14 protein-coding genes are annotated in these 18,229 nt (G+C 35.0%); 7 read left to right on the top strand and 7 right to left on the bottom strand.

Going from position 1 to position 18,229, the window contains the following annotated elements:
• Together GXM17_RS13365 and GXM17_RS13370 are read left to right on the top strand one after the other, a co-directional pair.
• Nucleotides 1–1,188: T9SS type B sorting domain-containing protein (locus tag GXM17_RS13365; protein ID WP_163399828.1), on the top strand; the 1,188-nt coding region annotated here is incomplete at its 5' end.
• Between the two features lie 3 nt (nucleotides 1,189–1,191).
• Nucleotides 1,192–2,115, top strand: coding sequence for a PorP/SprF family type IX secretion system membrane protein (locus tag GXM17_RS13370; protein ID WP_163399829.1), 924 nt, complete (start codon nucleotides 1,192–1,194; stop codon nucleotides 2,113–2,115).
• A gap of 108 nt (nucleotides 2,116–2,223) precedes the next feature.
• Here the strand turns inward: GXM17_RS13370 and sufD are convergent, their stop codons facing one another.
• The 5 genes from sufD to GXM17_RS13395 form a co-directional block, all read right to left on the bottom strand.
• Nucleotides 2,224–3,540, bottom strand: coding sequence for a Fe-S cluster assembly protein SufD (gene sufD, locus GXM17_RS13375; protein ID WP_163399830.1), 1,317 nt, complete (start codon nucleotides 3,538–3,540; stop codon nucleotides 2,224–2,226).
• A 107-nt stretch (nucleotides 3,541–3,647) separates the two neighbouring features.
• Nucleotides 3,648–4,037: a four helix bundle protein gene (locus GXM17_RS13380; RefSeq protein ID WP_163399831.1), complete on the bottom strand. Its 390-nt coding sequence runs from the start codon at nucleotides 4,035–4,037 to the stop codon at nucleotides 3,648–3,650.
• Between the two features lie 83 nt (nucleotides 4,038–4,120).
• Nucleotides 4,121–4,867 carry a Fe-S cluster assembly ATPase SufC gene (gene sufC, locus GXM17_RS13385; RefSeq protein ID WP_163391696.1) on the bottom strand — a complete coding sequence of 249 codons (747 nt, stop codon included), beginning with the start codon at nucleotides 4,865–4,867 and terminating at the stop codon, nucleotides 4,121–4,123.
• Between the two features lie 158 nt (nucleotides 4,868–5,025).
• A complete protein-coding gene (sufB, locus tag GXM17_RS13390) occupies nucleotides 5,026–6,474 on the bottom strand; it encodes a Fe-S cluster assembly protein SufB (protein WP_163399832.1) in 1,449 nt (482 codons plus the stop codon).
• Nucleotides 6,475–6,564: 90 nt separating this feature from the next.
• Entirely contained in the window at nucleotides 6,565–6,894 is a 330-nt protein-coding gene (locus tag GXM17_RS13395) for a HesB/IscA family protein (protein WP_163399833.1), read from the bottom strand.
• 333 nt (nucleotides 6,895–7,227) lie between these two features.
• Between GXM17_RS13395 and GXM17_RS13400 the strand changes: the two genes are divergently transcribed.
• Complete coding sequence (locus tag GXM17_RS13400) at nucleotides 7,228–8,085, top strand: MBL fold metallo-hydrolase (protein ID WP_163399834.1); 858 nt, start codon at nucleotides 7,228–7,230, stop codon at nucleotides 8,083–8,085.
• 48 nt (nucleotides 8,086–8,133) lie between these two features.
• Here GXM17_RS13400 and GXM17_RS13405 read toward each other — a convergent pair whose 3' ends face one another.
• Nucleotides 8,134–9,150: a DUF481 domain-containing protein gene (locus GXM17_RS13405; RefSeq protein ID WP_163399835.1), complete on the bottom strand. Its 1,017-nt coding sequence runs from the start codon at nucleotides 9,148–9,150 to the stop codon at nucleotides 8,134–8,136.
• A 198-nt stretch (nucleotides 9,151–9,348) separates the two neighbouring features.
• On the opposite strand from GXM17_RS13405, the gene GXM17_RS13410 reads away from it, so the two are divergent.
• Both GXM17_RS13410 and GXM17_RS13415 read left to right on the top strand, forming a co-directional pair.
• On the top strand, nucleotides 9,349–10,968 hold the full coding sequence (locus GXM17_RS13410) for a S8 family peptidase (RefSeq protein ID WP_163399836.1): 1,620 nt from the start codon (nucleotides 9,349–9,351) through the stop codon (nucleotides 10,966–10,968).
• Nucleotides 10,969–11,030: 62 nt separating this feature from the next.
• A complete protein-coding gene (locus tag GXM17_RS13415; protein ID WP_163399837.1) occupies nucleotides 11,031–12,911 on the top strand; it encodes a M1 family metallopeptidase in 1,881 nt (626 codons plus the stop codon).
• A gap of 81 nt (nucleotides 12,912–12,992) precedes the next feature.
• Here GXM17_RS13415 and GXM17_RS13420 read toward each other — a convergent pair whose 3' ends face one another.
• Nucleotides 12,993–13,931 (bottom strand): L-threonine 3-dehydrogenase, encoded by a 939-nt coding sequence (locus GXM17_RS13420; RefSeq protein ID WP_163399838.1) that lies wholly within the window; start codon nucleotides 13,929–13,931, stop codon nucleotides 12,993–12,995.
• 302 nt (nucleotides 13,932–14,233) lie between these two features.
• Here GXM17_RS13420 and GXM17_RS13425 point away from each other — a divergent pair, with 302 nt between their 5' ends.
• Nucleotides 14,234–14,842, top strand: a complete 609-nt coding sequence (locus GXM17_RS13425) for a hypothetical protein (RefSeq protein ID WP_163399839.1) — start codon at nucleotides 14,234–14,236, stop codon at nucleotides 14,840–14,842.
• Nucleotides 14,835–18,194 carry a transcription-repair coupling factor gene (mfd, locus tag GXM17_RS13430; RefSeq protein WP_163399840.1) on the top strand — a complete coding sequence of 1,120 codons (3,360 nt, stop codon included), beginning with the start codon at nucleotides 14,835–14,837 and terminating at the stop codon, nucleotides 18,192–18,194. Before GXM17_RS13425 ends, mfd begins: the two co-directional genes overlap by 8 nt.
• Nucleotides 18,195–18,229 lie beyond the last annotated feature (35 nt).

An 18,229-nucleotide genomic window follows, 5' to 3' on the forward strand; every position in this document is an offset into this window, starting at 1 on the left:
TTCTGTAATGCTGCAACTATAGCCAATTTATCAGCTACAGGAACAGCCATCAAATGGTACGCTGCCTCAACGCTTGGTTCAGAATTGCCAACGACAACTGCCTTGGTTAGCGGTACGACTTATTACGCTTCGCAAACACTGAATTCGTGCGAGAGTACCAATCGTACAGCAGTTGCGGTAACGATCAACACTACAGCAGCACCTACAGCAAGCGCTGTACAATCTTTCTGTAATGCGGCAACTATAGCGGATTTATCGGCTACAGGAACAGCTATCAAATGGTATGCTACAGCTACGTCAGGTACACAATTATTGGCAACTACAGTTTTAGTGAGTGGAACAAAATATTATGGATCGCAAACACTGAATGGTTGCGAGAGTATATCACGAACTGAAGTTACGGCAATACTCAACATGACAGCCGCACCGACAGGAAATACAAGTCAGGAGTTTTGTAATAGTGCTAAAATTGAAGATTTAATCGTTGTAGGCTCAAATATACAGTGGTTTACTAGCGCGACAGGCGGAGTATCTTTAAATAGTAATGTACTATTAATCAACGGTGTAAAATATTATGCTTCTCAGACCATTAATGGATGTCAAAGTACAAACCGCCTATCGGTTACAGCAATAATAAAAACTGTTCCGAATCCAACAGGACCTGGAATTCAACAATTTTGTTCAGAAACTAATCCTACGATAGCAGATCTTAAAGTAAGTTCAAATATGGTGGTGTGGTACGATTCATTTACGAATGGCAATATTTTGCCTTTTGATTATCGTTTAACAGATGGAGAGACTTTTTATGCTGGAAATTATGATAGCAATACAAATTGTGAAAGTTCTTCCAGATTGCCAGTTACTGTAAAAATTGTCGAGAATAAACTGGAATATTATAATCTAATTACTGTTAATGGTAATAATCTGAATAATAAACTTACCATAAAAGGAATAGACAATTTCCCTGTGAATACTATTGAAATTTTTAATCGATATGGAAATTTAGTATGGAAGACTGATAATTATAATAATGAAAACAACTTCTTTGATGGAAAATCTAATTCAAAGGATGTGTTTATGAAGAATAATTTTTTGCCAACAGGTACATATTACTTTGTTTTAAAGTACAGAACGAATTGTAAATCCAATCAGTTAAAAGGATTTTTACAAATTGACAACAACCAGTAAATAATGAATAATTGTTTAAATCTAAAAATAGCAGCATTAATGCTTGTTGTTTTTTCAAAAGTTTATGCTCAGGCAGATGTCAAACTGTCCAGCTATTTTTTTACTCCAATGACATACAATCCGGCATATGCGGGAAGTTATGAAGGTATTTCTTTATCCGGAGTTTATAATTCCCAATGGGTTGGATTTGAAGGAGCACCTAAAACAATTGTTTTTTCAGGTCATGGTACATTTGTCAATTCTCATACCGGTATGGGACTTGATGTTATTAACGATGAAATCGGGGCAAGTAAAGAGACGAGTGTTGCAGGAAATTTTTCTTACCATTTTAACCTAAACAGCAAGTGGAAAGTTGCGTTGGGAATAAAAGCAGGGGTTAATAGTTATAAAGTGGATTACAATTTATTGGCAATTGAAAATCCGGAAGAGTATAGTGGCTTTTCAGGCACTGTAAACAATATGAATTTTAATTTTGGGACAGGTTTTTATCTTCATGATGATAAGTTTTTCCTGGGTCTTGGGATACCGAATATTATAGCTGAAAAAAACTTTAATGAAAATGTTTACATTTTATCAAACAATAATAAATTCTATATTACCACTGGCTATAAATTTGAGGTTAATCCAGACATCTCTTTACAGCCAACTATTATGACAAGACTTTCTGAGGGCGAATCACAAAGCACGATGTTTGCACTTAATTCTATATGGTCGGAGAAATTTTATGCCAGTTTAAACTTTGAACCAGGTGTTTCTGTTGGGTCCTTTATTGGTGTCAGGTTTCTGGAAAAATTTATGGTAGGCTATTCTTATGATGCATCAATTAATAGTTTCTCAAGATATAATGACGGTTCACATTCTTTTTTCGTGAATTTTAGATTAGAAGATTTTTGGAAGAGAGAAAGATGCAGTTGTTATTCTTTTTAAGTCAATCTTAAAAAATAAAATCGAATTCTTTTCTGTAATTAACTCATAAAAAAACCGGTAAGTATTGAACTTGCCGGTTTTATGTTTTATAGATTGAACTCTTATTTTTTACAAATCAAATCCTAAATTCACGCCCAATTTCATAGCAATGATTTTAGTAATTCTTTGTTTTAGTTCCGGTATTTTGATGCTTTCGATAACGGCATTTGAGAATGCGTACATCAATAAAGCTTTAGCTTCTTTCTTCGGAATTCCGCGGGACTGCATGTAGAACATGGCCGTTTCGTCAAGCTGTCCAACTGTACATCCGTGAGAACACTTTACATCATCAGCAAAAATTTCCAATTGCGGTTTTGCGTTGATTGTTGCCTTGTCACTTAATAAAATATTGTTGCTTTTTTGGAAAGCGTTTGTTTTTTGAGCTTCTTTTTCTACGAAAACTTTTCCGTTGAAAACTCCTGTCGAACGGTCAGTGAAAATTCCTTTATAATCCTGAAAACTTTCGCAGTTAGGCTGTGCGTGATTTACCAAAGTATAATGGTCAACATGCTGTTTGTCATTCAGGATAGAAATTCCGTTAAGCGTACTTGTTAGTCTTTCTCCGAAATGGTAGAAGTTTAAATTGTTGCGCGTAATGTTTCCTCCAAATGAGAAAGTATGAACAGAAGCGTGGCTTTCCTGTTGTTGAGAAACATAAGTATTGTCAATTAAATTTGCTTCACTGTTATCATTTTGAATTTTATAATAATCAACTATGGCACGTTTTTGAGCGAAAATTTCAGTAACAGAATTGGTTAAAACCGGATTTTCATTCAGACTTTGGTGACGTTCTATAATCTGAACATGTGAATTTTCACCCACAATAATCAGGTTTCTCGGCTGAACCATCAAGGCGGCTTCATTTCCTGTTGAGAAATACATTATCTCGATTGGCTTATCAGCCACTTTTTTCTTTGGAATATTGATAAAGGCACCTTCAATTGCAAAAGCTGTATTCAATGAAGTCAAGCTGTCATCTTTACTTGCAATCTGATTAAAGTACGTATCGATAACCATTTTATATTTTGGTTTGGTCAATGCCGACGACATCAGACAAACATCGATTCCGTCATGAGTCGTAGAAGACAAGTGCGAACTGAAAACACCATCAATAAACACTAATTTATACGTGTCGATTTCGTGCAAAAAATATTTTTTTACCTGATTGAATTCGATTGCATTTTCCTGCTTTGGAAAAACCGTAAAGTCATTTTTTAAGATGGCGTTTAGCGATGTGTATTTCCAGGCTTCTTCCCTTTTGGTTGGGAAACCTTTATTTTCGAAGTTTTTTATAGCATTTGTACGTATGTCATGTAAATCTGAATGTACATCGACACGCTCTTCAAAAGCCATAAAAGACGATACTAATTTTTCTTTTAAATCCATTGTTCTTTTGTTTCCTTCGGTGTTTCAGGTTTAAAGTTTCAGGTTGACTGCTGGAACTTAATTCCTTTGAAATCCATTTTATTTCAGGTTTTTTGTTTCAGGTTTTTTTACTTAAACTTATTCCCCTTGAAATCTTTTTTATTTAGGTAAGTGATAAAGTTTTTTATTTTACCGCTTAAATTTTCATAATCTTTTTTTAAAGCTTCGAATTTTTCTTCTGAAATATATTCAAAATCAAAAATCTGATATAACTGAGACCTTGTTTCTCCGGCTGAACCTTTTGCGATAGATAAAAATTGTCGAAATTCTAAATTTCCATCCCTTTCAAAACCTTCAGCAATGTTATCTATCACCGAACCCGAAGAACTTTTTATTTGATTTTTAAATCTGAGGTCAGATCTTAACTCAGTTTCAACTGAAATAAAATGTATTTCTTTTGCTAATCGTCTCGCCTCTTTCCAGATTTCTAAATCTTCAAACCTCGTAATTGTTGTCATTTCTATTTTAATAAATTTAAGTTTAAACTTACAAAATGTAATTCAACTTGAAACTAAAAAAACATGAAACTTGAAACAAAAATTTAGTTTTCTGCTTTGATCCAGTCGTATCCTTTTTCTTCTAATTCGTAAGCCAGTTCTTTTCCACCAGATTTTACGATTCTTCCGTTGTAAAGAACGTGAACGAAATCCGGAACGATATAATCTAACAAACGCTGGTAGTGAGTGATGACGATAATTGCGTTTTTGTCGCTTTTTAATTTGTTTACGCCATTTGCCACAATTCTTAATGCGTCAATATCAAGACCAGAATCGGTTTCGTCCAGAATTGCTAATTTTGGCTCTAACATTGCCATCTGGAAAATCTCGTTTCTTTTTTTCTCTCCTCCTGAAAAACCTTCATTTAAAGAACGGGATAAAAACTTACGGTCGATTTCTAATAATTCAGATTTCTCACGAATCACTTTCAGCATCTCGTTTGCAGGCATTTCTTCCTGACCGTTTGCTTTACGGGTTTCGTTGATAGCCGTTTTCATGAAGTTCGTAACGCTAACTCCGGGAATTTCTACCGGATACTGAAAAGAAAGGAAAACACCTTTGTGCGCTCTTTCTTCGGGAGCCAAATCGCCAAGATCTTCTCCGTCAAGGATCACTTCTCCGTCTGTAACTTCATAGTTTTCGTTTCCTGCAATAACAGCAGAAAGCGTACTTTTTCCGGAACCGTTTGGTCCCATGATAGCGTGTACTTCGCCAGCTTTAACTTCTATATTAATTCCTTTCAGGATTTCTTTATCACCGATTGCGGCGTGAAGGTTTTTTATTGATAACATCTTTTTTTTGTTTAAAGTTTCAAGTTTCAAGTTCTCAGTTGTGCTGAAAAGCGAAACTTTGAAAAATCTTTTATTTTAATATGATATAAAATTCTTTTTTATTGGTTGCAAAAGTAAGTTTCGGATCAAAAACTTGAAACCTGAAACATGGAACTTTTTTATCCCACAGATCCTTCCAAAGAAATCTCTAATAATTTCTGAGCTTCAACTGCAAATTCCATTGGCAATTTGTTCAGGACATCTTTACTGAAACCGTTTACAATTAAGGCAATCGCTTTTTCAGTCGGAATACCTCTTTGGTTACAGTAAAAAACCTGATCTTCCCCAATTTTACTTGTCGTTGCTTCATGCTCGATTTTTGCAGATGGATTTTTACTTTCGATGTAAGGGAAAGTATGTGCTCCGCAATTATTACCCATTAACAAAGAGTCACATTGAGAAAAGTTTCTTGCATTCTCGGCTCTCGGCGAAATCTGCACTAAACCACGGTAACTGTTTTGAGATTTTCCTGCTGAAATACCTTTAGAAATAATAGTTGATTTAGTGTTTTTACCTAAATGGATCATTTTTGTTCCCGTATCAGCTTGCTGGTAATTGTTGGTGACAGCGATAGAATAAAATTCTCCTACCGAATTATCTCCTTTAAGTACGCAAGAAGGATATTTCCACGTTACAGCAGAACCTGTTTCAACCTGTGTCCAGGAAATTTTAGCGTTTGTTTCGCACAAACCTCTTTTGGTTACGAAGTTGTAAACCCCGCCTTTTCCTTCTTTGTTTCCGGGGAACCAGTTTTGAACTGTCGAATATTTGATTTCAGCATCATCCAAAGCGATTAATTCAACTACAGCAGCGTGCAATTGATTTTCGTCACGGCTTGGAGCAGTACATCCTTCAAGGTAAGAAACGTAGCTTCCTTCATCAGCAATAACCAATGTTCTTTCGAATTGTCCCGTTCCTGCCTGATTGATTCTGAAATAAGTTGAAAGTTCCATTGGACATTTTACACCTTTTGGAATATAACAAAAACTTCCGTCAGAGAAAACCGCTGAGTTTAAGGCAGCATAAAAGTTATCTTTTTGAGGTACAACCGTTCCTAAATATTTACGAACCAATTCCGGATGTTCTTTGATAGCCTCAGAAATCGGACAGAAAATAATGCCTTTTTCTCCTAAAGTTTTCTTGAAAGTCGTTGCTACCGAAACAGAATCAACCACAATATCCATTGCGATATTGTTCATCATTTTTTGTTCATCAACAGAGATTCCCAACTTTTTGTACATTTCTAAAAGTTCAGGATCAACGTCGTCAAGAGTTTTATTTGGATCTACCGCTTTTGGAGCTGAATAATAAGAGATTGCCTGAAAGTCCGGTTTTTCGTATTGTACGTTTGCCCATTCCGGTTCGATCATTTCTTTCCAGGCACGGAAAGCCTCTATGCGCCATTCGGTCATCCACTCAGGTTCTTCTTTTTTAAGAGAAATTGCTCTTACAATCTCTTCGTTTAAGCCAATAGGGAAAGTTTCAGATTCTATATTGGTATAAAATCCGTACTCATATTCTTTGGTTTCCAGTTCGATTTTTAAATCGTCTTCGGTGTATTTGCTCATTTTTTTTTTATTGAAGATTTTAAAATTGAAGGATTTAAATATTAAAATACTTCTGTAATTAAATCTTTAAATTTTGCAATTATTTATTGTTTATAGCGAAAATGATTCTCCGCATCCGCAAGTTCTGCTTGCATTCGGATTATTGAAAACAAATCCTTTTCCGTTTAATCCTCCGGAGAATTCTAAAATTGTTCCGGCTAAATAAAGGAATGATTTTTTTTCAACTGCGATTTGTATATCATTGTCTACGAATATTTTGTCATCATCTCCCTTGTTTTTGTCAAATTTTAAATCATAAGACAAACCAGAGCATCCACCGCTTTTTACTCCTACGCGTACGTAGTCATGTGCGGCATCAAAACCATCGTCAGTCATCAAATCGATGATTTTCTTTTTGGCTGTATCAGAAACTTTTATCATTGTTTATGGTATTTGTATTTTTCTTTCGCTTTTAATCCAAAATCAAAAAAATATTGTTTTTTTAAAATGCTGGATTTCAATACTGAAATGAAATTATTTGCAAAGATACTACTTAAAAACCTTTTTCCATAACGGTTCACATTATTATAACAAATGTTAAAATAGATATAAGTTATTTAAACTGTTTATCACTAAGATTTTTCTTAAGAATCAGATTAAGTCTGAATAATTTAGATTTTAATAAAATTTACCTTGCGTTAAAATATTCGTTGATTTAAGGAATAGAAAAATTGGATTTCCTAGCTTTGTTTCATCTTTTGTAAATGAAAAACTATGAAACTTTATCCTATAGAATCAGGAAATTTTAAATTAGACGGAGGCGCAATGTTTGGAGTGGTGCCAAAAACAATCTGGAATAAAACCAATCCGGCCGACTCTAATAATTTAATTGATATTGCAGCCCGTTGTCTGCTTATTGAAAATGGGAACCGGTTGATTTTGATAGACACCGGAATGGGTGATAAACAATCAGAGAAATTTTTTGGGTATTATTCACTTTGGGGATCACATTCTATAGATAAGTCATTGGCTAAATATGGTTTTCACCGAAATGATATCACAGATGTTTTCATGACTCATCTTCATTTCGATCATTGTGGCGGAAGCGTTCAGTTGAATTCTGATAAAACCGGATATGAACCTGCTTTTAAAAATGCCAGATTCTGGACAAATGAAAATCATTGGGAATGGGCAACAAAGCCAAATGCCCGAGAAAAAGCTTCTTTTTTAACAGAGAATATCTTGCCGATGCAGGAAAGTGGCCAGCTGAATTTTATTGAAAGACCACAATCTAATTTCTTGGCGACTTCAGAAGTTGGTTTTGGAATTTTATTTGTTGATGGACATACCGAAAAACAGATGATTCCGCACATTCAATATCAGGATAAGACCATTGTTTTTTGTGCCGATTTATTGCCAACAGCCGGGCATTTGCCTTTGCCGTATGTTATGGGTTACGATACGCGTCCGCTGTTAACGATGGATGAAAAAGCCGATTTTTTAAATCTGGCAGCCGCGAATAATTATTATTTGTTTCTGGAACATGATGCCCATAACCAGATTATTACGGTAGAGCATACTGAAAAAGGAGTGAGATTAAAAGAGGTTTTTACTTGTGAGGATATTTTATAAAAGTAGAATTTTAATTTGCGCGGATTTGTGGAATTCGAGTTGCATTTTTTACTCAAGTTCCCAGCCAAAACCGGTTTGAAATACATAATCATTTTTTGAAGTGCTTGATGGAGGTTTGCTGTCAAAGTTGTATAGAAAGGATAGTTTAACATAAAAATTCAGAGGTAAATCATATTTTGTATCCAGGTTAAAGTCGGTACGGATTCTGTTATTTTCGGTTAAACTCGGAAAAACATTTAATTTGGACTGAATATCAAAATCACCTGCATCGTAAATATTTAGTTCTGTTCCCAAAAAGGCCTCTAAGCTTTTATTGGCAGAAGCTTCAGTTATATATTTTTCGTGGTTGAATGAAAGTCCTGCTGCTATACCCCAATATTTTGTATTATCATGAATAAGATATTTTCCCACACCACCTTTTGACAAAATACGCAAATCAATATCCTGTTCTGTATTTGACAATGTAGTAATGGACATTTGGGCAAAATAATCCTTTTTTAACAGTTTCGTAAAACTCAGGTCGGTATCGATCCTGCGAATAGATTCAATATCGTCCTGAACAGATTGCATCTGCTTATAAGTAGCTGTAGAAAACCATGTTCGCGCCGTATAACCCAAGCCAACGTTTATACTTAGTTGCTGGAGATTCTGAGCCTTTGTCAATTTTAAACCTACATCAAACGAGGCATCCAGACGATCCCAAAAACTATCATTAACCGCCTTAATGTAAACAATATCCTGAAGATTTACTTCTTTTCTTTCCTGATTACTCAAATTAATAACGTAAGTTTTTTTCGTTGCATAATCGGTAAACAAACCTCCATTTAATAAATCACCATTAGTTAAATTAATCATATGCGATTTATTGGAAATGATAGAGACAATATCTTTCCATTTAATCCTAAAATCGTCCTTGCTGTAATCTGTTTCAATTTCCAAAGCGCCATTTTTCATGAGTTTTATTTTTCCAACCATTACATCTTTGTTTTTTAAAACAATAGTATCGTTTTGCGCACTGGTTTTCATTAAAAATAATAGAAAAATCAGAATGGTAATTTTTTTCATTTTTATATTTGTATGTAATTAATCAATCAGTTGATAATCATAAATTTAAGAATAAAAAATAAATGTTTTTAAGATTTCTAATCAACCTCTTCTTAGAATTGAAATCTTAAATTTCATAACACATTGTTAACGTTTAGTTTTTTGTAACAAAATATCATAATTTAGTCGCATCTTTAACTTTACATTATAAATAGATACATGAGTCATATAAAACCACTTAATCTATCTGCTTTTGCATTACTTGTTTTAGCAGGCTGCAGCGCAACTTTACAAGCGCAAGTTTCAGTTCCAAAAGAATTTATAACTGCTTCTTCAGCTGTTGTTAAAAAAGCTCCGGTTACTGAAAATGAACTGAAAAGATGGTCACATCTTGATCTTATCAAAGATTCTATTCCGGGAATGAGTGTTGATAAAGCTTATGCTGAATTATTACAAGGAAAAACAGGTAAAAAAGTAATTGTTGGAGTTGTCGATTCAGGTGTTGATATCGAACACGAAGATTTAAAGGGGGTAATCTGGACAAATCCAAAGGAAATCCCGGGTAACGGAATTGACGATGATAAAAATGGTTATATTGATGATATTCATGGATGGAATTTCCTTGGCGATGTTGTCGATGAAAATCTTGAAATGACCCGCATTGTTAAAAAAGGTGATGACGGTTCTCAGCAATATAAAGATGCTCTGGCACAGTACACAGAAAAATACGAGAAAGCTTTAAAAGATAAGGAACAGGTAGATTTTTTACTGGATGTTCACAAAACGATACAAACAGCTTTAAATAAAAAGGAGTATAAAAGCGAAGATTTAAATTCAATTACCTCTACCGATCCAAAAGTGGCGAGAAGCAAAATGGTAATGACACAAATTTTTACCAATGCCGGTCCAACATTTAATCCGGAAACTGAATTAGAAGATTACAGAGAGCATGTTTACAATGAATTAAATTTCAATTTAAACAAAGAATTTGACGGCAGAAAAGTGTTAGGTGATAATGCAGAAGACATTAGAAGCACGAAATACGGAAATAATATTGTATTTGGGCCGGACAAAGAAAAAGCATTACACGGAACACACGTTGCCGGAATTATTGCACAGGTTCGCGGGAACGATTTAGGCGGAGACGGTGTTGCCAACAATGTAGAAATTTTGACTGTAAGAGCGGTTCCTGATGGAGATGAATATGATAAAGATATCGCTTTGGCTATTCGATATGCCGTTGATAACGGAGCTAAAGTAATCAACGGAAGTTTCGGAAAAAGCTTTTCTCCACATAAAAAATGGGTGTATGATGCAATAAAATATGCAAAGAAAAAAGATGTTTTAATTGTTCATGCCGCAGGTAATGACGGTTATAATATTGATGAAACCAAAAACATTAATTATCCAAACGATTCTGAAGATAATATTAAAGAATTTGCTGATAATCTGATCACAATTGGAGCTATTAATAAGACTTATGGAGAAAATGTAATTGCCGGGTTTTCTAACTTTGGAAAATTAAACGTAGATGTTTTTGCTCCGGGTGAAGAAATTTATGCAACAATTCCAAACAATAAATACAAATATTTGCAGGGAACTTCAATGGCATCGCCAAATGCAGCAGGAGTTGCGGCTTTGATTCGTTCATACTATCCAAAACTAAAAGCAGCTCAGGTTAAAAAGATTTTAATGGATTCAGGAGTAGCTCTTCCTGAAAAAGTGGTTTTAGGTGAAGAGAAACAAGAAGCTGTTTCTTCCACAGAGTCATCTAAAACAGCAAAAATGGTAAATGCTTACAATGCTTTATTGATGGCTGAGAAAATGTCAAAAAAATAATTAAAATACACTATTAATTTAATGGAAGAGCGAAAGTTCTTCCATTTTCTATTATAATTAAGATGCGAAAAATAATTCTACTTTCTTTTTTGAGTTTGGGCTTAAATTCAGTTTTTGCACAAAATTCCCCGTACTGGCAACAACACGCCGATTATAAAATGGAGGTTTCGATGGATGTAAAAAACTATCAGTACAAAGGAAAACAGGAATTGGTTTACACGAACAATTCTTCTGATACTTTGAAAAAAGTGTACTATCATTTGTTCTTTAATGCTTTTCAGCCAGGAAGCGAAATGGATGCACGCCTTCATTTTATAAAAGATCCTGACGGAAGAATGGTAACAAAAGTAAAAGGAGCAGACGGAAAAGATATAAAGCAAAGCCGAATTGAAACTTTGAAACCAAATGAAATTGGATTTTTAAAAATAACCAATTTTAAACAAGATGGCGTAACGGCACAAACAAGAGTTTCGGGAACAATTTTAGAAGTGACTTTGGCAAAACCGATTCTGCCAAATTCCAAATCGACTTTTACTTTAGATTTTGACGGACAGGTTCCGGTTCAGGTGCGCCGTTCGGGAAGAAATAATTCGGAAGGGGTTGAACTTTCCATGTCGCAATGGTATCCAAAATTAGCCGAATTTGATTTTGAAGGCTGGCACGCCGATCCTTACATTGCAAGGGAATTTCACGGTGTCTGGGGTAATTTTGATGTAAAAATCACTATTGACAAAGATTACACAATTGGTGGTTCCGGATATTTACAGGATAAAAATAAAATTGGTCACGGTTACGAAGATGAAGGCGTAAAGGTGGTTTATCCAAAGAAAGCAAAAACACTTACCTGGCATTTTATTGCACCAAATGTACACGATTTTACCTGGGCCGCTGACAAAGAATATACCCATGATATTGTAAAAGGACCCAACGATGTTGATTTGCATTTCTTTTACAAAAACAATCCAAAAACTACTGAAAACTGGAAACAATTAGAGCCTTTAATGGTTAAGGTGATGGATTATTACAATCAAAAAGTAGGCGTGTATCCATACAAACAATACTCCTTTATTCAGGGTGGAGATGGCGGAATGGAATATGCCATGTGTACTTTAATGTTAGGAAACGGAACTCTTGAAGGAATTACAGGAACTGCAACTCATGAATTAGGACATTCCTGGTTTCAGCATATTCTGGCGTCAAATGAGTCAAAGCATCCATGGATGGATGAAGGTTTTACAACTTATATCGAAGACAGTGCTTTGAATGAATTAGCCGGAGATAAAAAAGTTTCAAATCCGTTTAAAGGAAATTATGCAGCTTATTACAGTTTAGTAAATTCAGGCAAAGAACAGCCGCAAACAACACATGGTGACCGCTATGATGAAAACCGTCCGTACAGTATTTCATCTTATGTCAAAGGAAGTATTTTCCTTTCGCAATTGGAATATGTGATTGGAAAGGAAAATGTTGATGCGACTTTAAAAAGATATTTTAACGATTTTAAATTCAAACATCCAACGCCAAATGATATCAAAAGATCTGCAGAAAGAGTTTCCGGAGCTGAGTTAGACTGGTATTTGACAGACTGGGCACAAACAACCAATACAATTGATTACGGAATTGCAGCCGTTGCTGATAATTCAGGAAAAACAACGGTTACTTTAGAAAGAATTGGAAGAATGCCAATGCCAATTGATTTAAAAGTGGATTATACAGACGGCACTTCTGAAACGTTTTACATTCCGTTACGAATGATGAATTTCATTAAGCCAAATCCAAATCCAAACGACAAAAGAACTGTTTTGGAAGACTGGGCCTGGGCACAATCCAATTACAGTTTTACGATTGATAAAAACAAAACGGCAATCAAAAAAATCACCATCGATCCAAGCGGATTAATGGCTGATGTGAAACAAGCAAACAATGTTTTTGAAGTGAAGTAAAAGCTTCAAATTAAAAGTATAAAAAAGGTCCCGTGGAGAAATATATTCTAAACGGGACCTTTTATTTTAGATATTAGGTTCTTAGCTTAAATGCTCCAGCATATCTTTTGTCATCGATTCCAAATCAAATTTATGATTCCATTTCCAATCTGCTCTTGCAGCACTGTCATCAATACTTGCAGGCCAGCTGTCCGCAATTTTCTGGCGGAAATCAGGGTTATAGGTAATTTCAAATTCCGGAATATGTTTTTTAATTTCGGCAGCAATCTCGGTTGGTGTAAAACTCATTGCTGCTAAATTATAAGAAGAATGTATTTTGATTTCGTCAGCAGGAGCTTTCATAATATTGATTGTCGCAGCAATGGCATCGTCCATATACATCATTGGCATTTTGGTTTCTGATGACAAAAAGCACTCGTATTTTTTATCGGCTATTGCTTTATGAAAAATATCAACAGCATAATCTGTAGTTCCGCCACCTGGAGGAGTTGACCAGCTGATTAGGCCGGGATAACGAATACTGCGAACATCAACACCGTACGTATTATGATAGTATTCGCACCATCTTTCGCCGGCTTGTTTACTGATTCCATAAACAGTTGAAGGCTCCATAATGGTATATTGAGGTGTATTTTCTTTTGGGGTTGTGGGACCAAAAACAGCTATACTGGATGGCCAGAATATCTTTTTTATCTTTTTGGCTTTCGCCAGGTTCAAAACATGAAATAAGGAGTTCATGTTCAAATCCCAGGCAAAAGCAGGGTTTTTTTCAGCTGTTGCCGATAAAAGTGCTGCCATCAAATAAACATCTGTAATATGATGAATTTCTACCAGATGTTCAATTTGATTAAAATCCAAAGCATTAATTACTTCAAACGGACCCGAATTAACCACATCTGTATTTAATTTCCGAATATCAGAGGCAATCACATTTTCTGTTCCATAGAGCTTGCGCAGTTTTACAGTTAGTTCTGTCCCAATTTGGCCACAAGCGCCAATGATTAATATTTTTGGATTCATTTGAATAGATTTAAACAACAAATATAAAATATTCGCAAATAATCATCCATTTTTTATTGTTAAATTATGAATTTAATAATAAATAATATTGTTTTTTATTTAATTCATTCTCAAAATACTTCTTTAAACTTCTGGAAAATGGTTGTAAATCAAAATTCATAATTGTAAATTTACTTGTAACTTTGTAGCTTAATGTTTAACCTGATGAAATCCACCATTCAGAAAAAGTTTGCTCTGACAAACCTTAATAAATTAAGATGGTGATAGCATATAGGATCATTAAAAAATAAATTTTTACCTATATGAAATACAAAACAGCTCTTTTTCTGCTTTTAATTTTTATGCTGAATTCATGTCAGAATGAAAATGAAAGACGTCTTGCAGAAAATAAAAAAGAAGCAAAAAAGAAGGAAATCATTTTTAATAATATCAATAAAGAATGGTCATTTATTGACGAACCGATCAATGAAATCTCAGAAAAAAACGTAACCGACTGGAAAGAGTGGCGTGAGTTTTTAAAAGAACTGGGCGGAAAACCAAGAAAAACGATTGGTGCATTCCAAAAAAAATCTGCTGCAATTGCTAAAAAGGCAATAGCCTTAAATAATAATATTCCTGTACAATTTAATCAGCCTCAAATCAGAAGCCGAATTTCTATTTTGATAACCAAAGTAAAAATGATGGATTTATTCATTCATTTGCACAAAATTCCGGATGATAAAGTCGCTTTTTTAATTGGAGAAATCAATAAAGAATTGGTTTCATTACAGAGACAAATGGATAAAATTGTAGAGAAAAGCAAAATTCCGCAAGAAGAAGGAGAGTCCGATTTTTTAAGAATGTTAGATACTGCCCGCGCAATCCCGAATTCGATGCCGCCAGTAGATCAAAATTTGCCTAAAGTTGAGTAAAAACGCCTTATATACTACTTACGACAATCTGCCGAAAGCACAGCAGATTGCATCAGATTTACTGGAAGGAAAACAGATAAAAATGCATCTCAGCGGTTTGCTGGGATCTGCAGTTTCCTTTGTAATTCGTTCTGTTTTCAAAAAAACCGAACTGCCTTTTTTAATTGTTTTAGACAACAAAGAAGAAGCGGCGTATTATCTGAACGATTTGGAGCAAATGATCGGTGAACAGGATGTTTTGTTTTATCCTGCCTCATTTCGTCGTCCGTATCAGGTTGATGAAACTGATAATGCCAATGTTTTGCTTCGCGCTGAGGTTTTAAACCGAATCAATTCCCGAAAAAAACCGGCCATAATTGTTACGTATCCTGAAGCGCTTTTTGAAAAAGTCGTGACGCGTCAGCAATTAGATAAAAACACTTTAAAAGTATCATTGAATGATAAGATTTCAATCGATTTTATCAATGAAGTTTTATTTGAATACGAATTTAAAAGAGTCGATTTTATTACAGAACCGGGCGAATTTTCTGTTCGTGGAGGAATTGTCGATGTATTTTCTTTTTCAAACGATCATCCGTACCGAATTGAATTTTTCGGAAATGAAGTCGACAGCATCAGAAGTTTTGATGTTGAAACCCAGTTATCGGTTGAAACGCATAAAAAAATCACGATTATCCCGAATGTCGAAAACAAACTTTTTCAGGAAAACCGCGAAAGCTTCTTAGATTATATTGCGGAGCAAACGGTTATTTTTATCCAAAATACTGATGGACTTTTTAGTCAGTTAGACAAACAATTTGAAAGGGCAGAAGAAGCTTTTGAAAAACTTTCGAAAGAAATTAAGCATGCAACGCCCGAACAATTGTTTTTAAATCAGGCATCCTTTATAAAGAGATCATTAGATTTTTCTGTTGTAGAATTATCAAAACCGGTTTATAAATCTACTAAGAAATTCGAATTTCATATTCAGCCGCAGCCTTCTTTCAACAAACAATTTGATTTGTTACTGAACAATCTGAGCGACAATCATTTTAACGGCTATAAAAACTATTTATTCTGTTCGAATGAAACGCAGGCAAAACGTTTTCATGATATCTTTGAGAGTTTGGATGAAGCCAATTCAGAAAATATCCGAAAACAATATCATACGATTGTACTGCCTTTATATCAGGGTTTTATTGACGAAGAAAATCAAATAACGGCTTATACGGATCATCAGATTTTTGAACGTTATCATAAATTCAATATCAAAAACGGCTATTCAAAAAAGCAGAATATCACTTTAAAAGAGTTAACAGCACTTTCGGTAGGCGATTATGTAACACACATCGATCACGGAATCGGGAAGTTTGGCGGATTGCAAAAAATTCAGGTGGAAGGAAAAACGCAGGAAGCTATAAAACTGGTTTATGCCGATAATGATATTGTATATGTAAGCATTCATTCGCTTCATAAAATCTCAAAATACAACGGAAAAGACGGAACGCCTCCAAAAATCTATAAATTAGGATCGAACGCCTGGAAGGTTTTAAAACAGAAAACCAAAGCGCGCGTCAAACATATTGCATTCAATTTGATTCAGCTGTATGCGAAACGTCGTTTGGAAAAAGGATTTCAGTTTGCGCCTGACAGTTATCTGCAAAACGAATTGGAAAGTTCGTTTATTTATGAAGATACGCCCGACCAAATGAAATCGACGGCTGAAGTAAAAGCCGACATGGAAAGCGATCGTCCTATGGATCGTTTGGTTTGCGGTGACGTAGGTTTTGGAAAAACAGAGGTTGCGATTCGTGCCGCGTTTAAAGCCGTTGACAATAGCAAGCAAGTAGCAGTTTTAGTTCCTACAACTATTCTGGCTTATCAGCATTACAGGACTTTTTCAGAACGATTAAAAGATATGCCCGTTACAATTGGTTACTTAAACCGTTTCAGAACGGCAAAACAAAAGTCACAGACTTTAAAAGATTTAGCCGAAGGAAAACTCGATATTGTCATCGGAACACATCAATTGGTCAACAAAAATGTGGTTTTTAAAGACTTAGGCTTATTGATTGTCGATGAAGAACAAAAGTTTGGTGTAAACGTAAAGGATAAATTAAAAACAATTGCTGCGAATGTCGATACACTAACTTTAACGGCGACACCAATTCCGAGAACGCTGCAGTTTTCGTTAATGGCCGCAAGAGATTTATCGGTAATTACAACACCTCCGCCAAACCGTTATCCGATAGAAACAAATGTGGTTGGTTTTAATGAAGAAGTCATTCGTGATGCTATTTCGTATGAAATTCAAAGAAACGGACAGGTTTTCTTTATCAATAACCGAATCGAAAATATCAAAGAAGTGGCAGGAATGATTCAGCGTCTGGTTCCAAATGCGAGAGTCGGAATCGGTCACGGACAAATGGAAGGAGCAAAACTCGAAGAATTGATGTTAGGTTTCATGAACGGAGATTTTGACGTTTTAGTGGCCACAACCATCATCGAAAGCGGATTGGACGTTCCAAATGCCAATACGATTTTCATCAACAATGCCAATAATTTCGGATTGTCAGATCTGCATCAAATGCGTGGAAGGGTAGGGCGAAGCAACAAAAAAGCATTCTGTTATTTCATCTGTCCGCCGTATTCATCGATGACCGAAGATGCCAGAAAACGCATTCAGGCTTTGGAACAATTTAGCGAACTGGGAAGTGGTTTCAATATCGCGATGAAAGATTTGGAGATTCGTGGTGCGGGAGATTTATTGGGCGGAGAACAAAGCGGTTTCATTAATGAAATTGGTTTTGATACGTATCAAAAAATCATGAACGAAGCTATTGAAGAATTGAAAGAAAACGAATTCAAAGATTTGTATCCTGAGGAAAATGACATAGACACAAAAGAATACGTAAAAGACATTCAGATCGATGCCGATTTTGAGCTTTTATTTCCGGATGAATACATCAATAACGTTTCGGAGCGTTTGGTTTTGTACAACGAATTGGGTGCTATAAAAGACGAAGCAGGACTACAGGAATTTGAGAAAAAACTGATTGACCGTTTCGGGCCATTACCAAAACCTGCAGTTGCTTTATTAAACAGCATCCGCATAAAATGGATTGCAACGAGAGTCGGAATAGAGAAACTGGTCCTGAAACAAGGGAAAATGATTGGTTATTTCGTCTCAGATCAGCAATCTGATTATTACCAATCAGCGAAATTCAGAAACGTTTTAAATTTTGTTCAAAAACACAGCACGCTCTGCAAAATGAAAGAAAAACAAACCGTAAACGGATTACGTTTGTTATTGACTTTTGATAATGTAAAGTCAATAAAACGGGCTTTGGAACTGATGGAATTATTTGATTAGTAATTACAGTTAATAATCTAAGAATTAAATCATGC

This window comes from Flavobacterium fluviatile (genome assembly GCF_010645065.1).
Lineage (GTDB): Bacteria > Bacteroidota > Bacteroidia > Flavobacteriales > Flavobacteriaceae > Flavobacterium > Flavobacterium fluviatile.

Bases quoted from the DNA above. Each gene is read 5' to 3' on its own strand.
- GXM17_RS13410 (WP_163399836.1), top strand. From the start codon at position 9,349: ATGAGTCATATAAAACCACTTAATCTATCTGCTTTTGCATTACTTGTT.
- sufC (WP_163391696.1), bottom strand. From the start codon at position 4,867: ATGTTATCAATAAAAAACCTTCACGCCGCAATCGGTGATAAAGAAATC.
- GXM17_RS13405 (WP_163399835.1), bottom strand. From the start codon at position 9,150: ATGAAAAAAATTACCATTCTGATTTTTCTATTATTTTTAATGAAAACC.
- sufD (WP_163399830.1), bottom strand. From the start codon at position 3,540: ATGGATTTAAAAGAAAAATTAGTATCGTCTTTTATGGCTTTTGAAGAG.
- GXM17_RS13395 (WP_163399833.1), bottom strand. From the start codon at position 6,894: ATGATAAAAGTTTCTGATACAGCCAAAAAGAAAATCATCGATTTGATG.
- sufB (WP_163399832.1), bottom strand. From the start codon at position 6,474: ATGAGCAAATACACCGAAGACGATTTAAAAATCGAACTGGAAACCAAA.
- GXM17_RS13415 (WP_163399837.1), top strand. From the start codon at position 11,031: ATGCGAAAAATAATTCTACTTTCTTTTTTGAGTTTGGGCTTAAATTCA.
- GXM17_RS13425 (WP_163399839.1), top strand. From the start codon at position 14,234: ATGAAATACAAAACAGCTCTTTTTCTGCTTTTAATTTTTATGCTGAAT.
- GXM17_RS13400 (WP_163399834.1), top strand. From the start codon at position 7,228: ATGAAACTTTATCCTATAGAATCAGGAAATTTTAAATTAGACGGAGGC.
- GXM17_RS13370 (WP_163399829.1), top strand. From the start codon at position 1,192: ATGAATAATTGTTTAAATCTAAAAATAGCAGCATTAATGCTTGTTGTT.
- GXM17_RS13380 (WP_163399831.1), bottom strand. From the start codon at position 4,037: ATGACAACAATTACGAGGTTTGAAGATTTAGAAATCTGGAAAGAGGCG.
- GXM17_RS13420 (WP_163399838.1), bottom strand. From the start codon at position 13,931: ATGAATCCAAAAATATTAATCATTGGCGCTTGTGGCCAAATTGGGACA.